The organism is Sphingobacterium sp. InxBP1 (assembly GCF_026191775.1).
GTDB classification, from domain to species: Bacteria; Bacteroidota; Bacteroidia; order Sphingobacteriales; family Sphingobacteriaceae; genus Sphingobacterium; species Sphingobacterium thalpophilum.
On record NZ_JAINDX010000013.1, the window covers coordinates 1 to 3,692 of the forward strand.

Annotated in this window: 8 protein-coding genes; 5 read left to right on the top strand and 3 right to left on the bottom strand. The window is 41.2% G+C overall.

Going from position 1 to position 3,692, the window contains the following annotated elements:
- The 3 genes from K7A41_RS00080 to K7A41_RS00090 form a co-directional block, all read left to right on the top strand.
- Positions 1-268, top strand: a 268-nt coding sequence (locus tag K7A41_RS00080) for a hypothetical protein (protein ID WP_265712069.1), incomplete at its 5' end; no start/stop codon positions are given.
- A gap of 146 nt (positions 269-414) precedes the next feature.
- The gene (locus K7A41_RS00085) at positions 415-1,107 is read left to right on the top strand and encodes a hypothetical protein (protein ID WP_265712070.1); all 693 of its coding nucleotides are present in this window, start codon (positions 415-417) and stop codon (positions 1,105-1,107) included.
- An 86-nt stretch (positions 1,108-1,193) separates the two neighbouring features.
- Entirely contained in the window at positions 1,194-1,490 is a 297-nt protein-coding gene (locus K7A41_RS00090) for a hypothetical protein (protein WP_265712071.1), read from the top strand.
- On the opposite strand, the gene K7A41_RS00095 is transcribed toward K7A41_RS00090, so the two are convergent.
- On the bottom strand, positions 1,435-1,983 hold the full coding sequence (locus tag K7A41_RS00095; RefSeq protein ID WP_265712072.1) for a hypothetical protein: 549 nt from the start codon (positions 1,981-1,983) through the stop codon (positions 1,435-1,437). The two genes, K7A41_RS00090 and K7A41_RS00095, sit on opposite strands and share 56 nt — an antisense overlap.
- Positions 1,984-2,065: 82 nt before the next feature.
- Between K7A41_RS00095 and K7A41_RS00100 the strand changes: the two genes are divergently transcribed.
- On the top strand, positions 2,066-2,752 hold the full coding sequence (locus tag K7A41_RS00100; protein WP_265712073.1) for an SOS response-associated peptidase: 687 nt from the start codon (positions 2,066-2,068) through the stop codon (positions 2,750-2,752).
- Here the strand turns inward: K7A41_RS00100 and K7A41_RS00105 are convergent.
- Complete coding sequence (locus K7A41_RS00105) at positions 2,745-2,930, bottom strand: hypothetical protein (RefSeq protein WP_265712074.1); 186 nt, start codon at positions 2,928-2,930, stop codon at positions 2,745-2,747. The two genes, K7A41_RS00100 and K7A41_RS00105, sit on opposite strands and share 8 nt — an antisense overlap.
- Positions 2,931-2,987: 57 nt before the next feature.
- Here K7A41_RS00105 and K7A41_RS00110 point away from each other — a divergent pair, with 57 nt between their 5' ends.
- Positions 2,988-3,449 (top strand): hypothetical protein, encoded by a 462-nt coding sequence (locus K7A41_RS00110; protein ID WP_265712075.1) that lies wholly within the window; start codon positions 2,988-2,990, stop codon positions 3,447-3,449.
- Positions 3,450-3,502: 53 nt separating this feature from the next.
- On the opposite strand, the gene K7A41_RS00115 is transcribed toward K7A41_RS00110, so the two are convergent.
- On the bottom strand, positions 3,503-3,692 hold a 190-nt coding region (locus K7A41_RS00115; protein ID WP_265712076.1), incomplete at its 5' end, for a hypothetical protein.

Sequence of the window (3,692 nt, forward strand, 5' to 3'; positions counted from 1 at the left end):
AAGACACCTATTTGAGGTGACGTTAAACGGTAAAGGCTATACAGTATTAGCTCTTAGCCTTGTAGAAGCAATTAAAGAGGTTATTGCTTGGAATAGCATGTCAGATGAAGACGATCAGGTAAGTGGTTTTATGATTCCTGACAATGAAGTTGAGGAATTGAAAATGTATTATGAAGATGATGCTATTGATTTGTCGGTTATCGACTTCATTAAGGATAATATCAAACCCGGTAAAATTCCGTCCATCGTAACAAGGGAGAAGGATTAATGACCCTTACCAAACAACAAAGAGAAGCGCTCCGACTAAAGTATTCGGGGCGCTTGTTGTGTTAATACCTACACTTTTGTGTAATTTTCCTGCATAAGAGAAAATAAAATCAGGTTTTTCGGTATCTTTCTTAATTATATTACCAAATGAAAAGATATTTATTATTTATTGCGCTGCTAGGGCTAGGCTTTGGAGCGTGTAAAAGAGATTCGGTTGCTCCGATCGAACAGGTACAAGAGGAAAAAATCAATAAGAGAGCAGATTTGACAACACCACAGGAAATGATAGTGTTTGAACAAAGAGTGAACGCTTGTGCAGATGCATATTTGGAAGATTTTTATGCAAATGGTGACAACCCAACTGGTCGAATAAAATTTAAAAGATGTTTATCTCAAATCCCACCTGTTACGCCTACCGAACCAAATAATGATCCATACGTTGGATTTGGAGGCCCTGCTGCCCACGAACCTGATGGCGATTTCAATAGGCCAAGAACGTTTCAAGAACTTGTCGAATTAGCTGGTATAAAATCGCCGACCACCACTCAAGACAGTGTAACTAGATTTGTAAATTGTTATAAGAATGTAGATTTAATTGTAAGAGGAGTCCCAGGCCATTCAATGAATGAACTTAATCAACAATTATCTTATGCACTTCAAAATGGTTTAGGTAAATATATTTTTACAATAGCTGAAGGCATAGCATATCCGAATAGAGGAATGTCGTATTTGTTGTCTATAGACCAAGGTACATTTAAAGTTCCTCTACATTGGGCTGAATATGGTTTTAGTTTATTTGCACCATTGGATCTTGGATCAGTAACAATTCCAGAACTATAATGGTAAGTAGCAATATTAAACCCTAGACTAACAATCTAGGGTTTTACTATAAATTTCGTATATTAGACAAACCAAACCCAATAATTATGACCGTATTTAAAGGATATATAAATAGCATAGAAGCATATCAAGTTGATGGTACGGATCTTGAATCTAAAGACAAAGATGCGCTTCAAATTATCGTAAACCTTCAATTTGTATCAGAAGGAGATATTACACATTTTGTCAGCTGTGGTGATACTGTCATGGTTGACAGAATTTACAGACATCTAAACAGGCTTACAAAATTAATTGAAAATTACAAAGTTAGAGTACCTCAACCCAAACCTAAGCCTTCCTCACCACCGGATCAACCCAATAAAAAGCGTGGTCGCTCAAAGTAATAACATCCTGCGGCGGCACGTGGCATTCGATTAAATCTTCCAGACCATCCCCCAAGACTCCATCCAGAGCTTTAGCCGTCTCCACCGACCCCGTCAGTATACTCCCCTCGTCCAAAACAAATAAATCAGATACAATCAAGTTAACATCATTGGCGGCAACCCAGTCACGAAACTGATCCTTGGTCATCTTGACGATACGCTCGGCTAGGTCCCGCGCTTCTTGAAGTTCCCTAGCCGCAGTCTCCGGGAACTCCCTGACAAGAAAATCCTCATACCCTTCCCATATGCCGGTGCGAATGGCAACGTTTCTAAGAAACAGCTTCATTCCATATTCCCCAGCCTCATCATAATATTTTTGTCCGTCGATCATATCAAGTTCGTTTTGGTTCCAAGTTAGTAAGTCTTCCAATACAAATACACCTGTTTCCTCCTCGTCTAGCTCCTGCAGATAAGCCAGCGTGTCCACCACAAAGATAGGACGCCCGTTCTCCAACACGTTATACCCTAAACAAATGTAGTCAAGTACTTGTTCTCTTGTCATTAATGTACTACCTTTAATATAAATATAAACAATTATGTGTTATCATACGTCCACACCCAGCACTGCCCAGTTGGTTAAAGAGTTCAAGAACCTTCAAGTTCACTATCAGCATGAAGAAATATTTCATGTCACAGGGTTCACGCGGCCATACCTGCCGGTGACGCTAAATGCTGATCCGAGTGCCATAGTTCCCGCGCGCTGGAAATTGATACCGTTCTGGGTGAAGACCGAAGATGATGCTGCCAAATACGCCAACACATTGAATGCCGAATCTGAATCGATATTTGAAAAGGCATCGTATAAAAATTACATCCTTAAGAATCGCGGCTTGCTCTACGTAAATGGATTTTATGAACCTCACAAGGTTGCCGGGCAAAAGGAAACAGAAAACTACTACATCTACACCCCTACTAAGGAAATATTTACTATTGGCGTTGTATACAGTGATTTCAAAGACTACGAGACGAACAACGTGTATCCGACGTTCTCAGTGATCACCACGAAAGCCAATCCTCTTTTGGAAGAAATACACAACGAGAAAAAACGAATGCCGCTTATCATTCCGCCATCCAGTCGAGAAGCATGGCTTTCGGCAAATACCAAGGAAGATATCCAACAGCTGATGATCCCGTTTGAAGGCGAACTTGGCGCGCATAAGGTGTTCCGAGTTACGGGTGCCAAGGGTGATACCAACCGGCCGGATATTCAGGATGCTATTTAGCTTTCTTCCGTTCCATTACCAGCCACTTTATCGCAGCATCCAATTCCTGCGGCCATTCTTTGAGTCCTTCTTCAACTATCCGCATTCCAGCTTCTATTCCGACGCCATTTGCTGCCATTAGAGCTGATTTCCGAATGTGATCGACGTATCCAGCTGGTAATTCTTTACTTAGTTTCATAGACCAAAATTAAAATTAATATTGATAATTTACTAATAATATTAGTAATTTTGATTCATGAAACCGCTAGAAATCCACTGCCGAGGTAGGGTCATGTTTGCCCAGATCAGTATCCAAGACAAGGGGCTCGGTATGCGGGATTATTACGTCTATCACAAGAACAAGGTCACATTCTACGTATTTCGGAAGAGTCAAGGCGATTGGGAATTGGCTTACGGGCATCTAGCGGATGACATCAAAGAAGCGGTAATCGATGCGCTTATCCTACGGTACGATCACGATGTACCTGAAATGTTTTACCATCAGGGGAAGCGCTACGTCGTACGCGTCAGTCCCAAACCTGATGGGCTATGGCATTTTTTCGTCAATCACGACTACACAGCGAGCGTGCAGTACGATAAGTTTAGCAAAAAATTCGATTACGACCTCCGCGAGGGTGGAATGCTGACGGATGCTCATATGCAAAAGTATATGGGCATGATCGAGCGCGGCGAAATAAAATGGGTTCGTGATCGATGATGAAGTCAATAATGTTCCGGTGTTTTGTCGATGGCTGCATGGAATATGTGGAATTATCTAAGTTGTATGGCGGCGGCTCCTTTCAGGTGATGATCAACAGGGGATTCAATACTGACATAACCTTTAGGAATGGTGATTGGGTGATGCTGTGCAATAATAAAAGCTGGCTGACCACTGATGAACTTACAATTTTTATGGATCACTTTGATGGTGAAATAGTTTTTGAGGAGGAGATATAGAGAA

What these genes read in the sequence shown, in the direction of transcription:
- K7A41_RS00085 (WP_265712070.1), top strand. Translation starts at nt 415, where the DNA reads ATGAAAAGATATTTATTATTTATTGCGCTGCTAGGGCTAGGCTTTGGA.
- K7A41_RS00090 (WP_265712071.1), top strand. Translation starts at nt 1,194, where the DNA reads ATGACCGTATTTAAAGGATATATAAATAGCATAGAAGCATATCAAGTT.
- K7A41_RS00100 (WP_265712073.1), top strand. Translation starts at nt 2,066, where the DNA reads ATGTGTTATCATACGTCCACACCCAGCACTGCCCAGTTGGTTAAAGAG.
- K7A41_RS00105 (WP_265712074.1), bottom strand. Translation starts at nt 2,930, where the DNA reads ATGAAACTAAGTAAAGAATTACCAGCTGGATACGTCGATCACATTCGG.
- K7A41_RS00110 (WP_265712075.1), top strand. Translation starts at nt 2,988, where the DNA reads ATGAAACCGCTAGAAATCCACTGCCGAGGTAGGGTCATGTTTGCCCAG.